The organism is Oleiphilus sp. HI0132, from assembly GCF_001635845.1.
In genome coordinates this window covers 1-334 of record NZ_LWGJ01000798.1, presented here as the reverse complement: position 1 = coordinate 334, position 334 = coordinate 1, and the positions used below count along the sequence as shown (strand labels likewise).

The window sequence follows — 334 nt, the reverse complement described above, 5'->3', positions numbered from 1 at the left end:
ACATATCTGCAATCGTCTCGACGCTTTCAAATAAACCGGCCTTTAAGCCAGCCAAGTATGCCGCACCTAATGCCGTGGTCTCGACAATTTCAGGCCGGTCAACTGAAACATTCAGAAGGTCAGATAGAAACTGTACAACCCAGTCATTGACCACCATGCCTCCATCTACTCTTAAAGTGTTTACTTGCGCACCATCTTTCTCCATCGCGTGGAGCAGATCCCTTGTCTGATAACACACTGACTGTAGACCAGCTGTGACGATTTCTTCTATCCCCGTATCTCGAGTTAAACCGAACAAAGCACCTCGTGCATTCGGATCCCAATAAGGCGCACC

At 48.2% G+C, this 334-nt stretch carries 1 protein-coding gene; it reads right to left on the bottom strand.

What is annotated here, in order from left to right:
• Positions 1–334, bottom strand: a 334-nt coding sequence (locus A3766_RS09285; RefSeq protein WP_255375395.1) for an FGGY-family carbohydrate kinase, incomplete at both ends; no start/stop codon positions are given.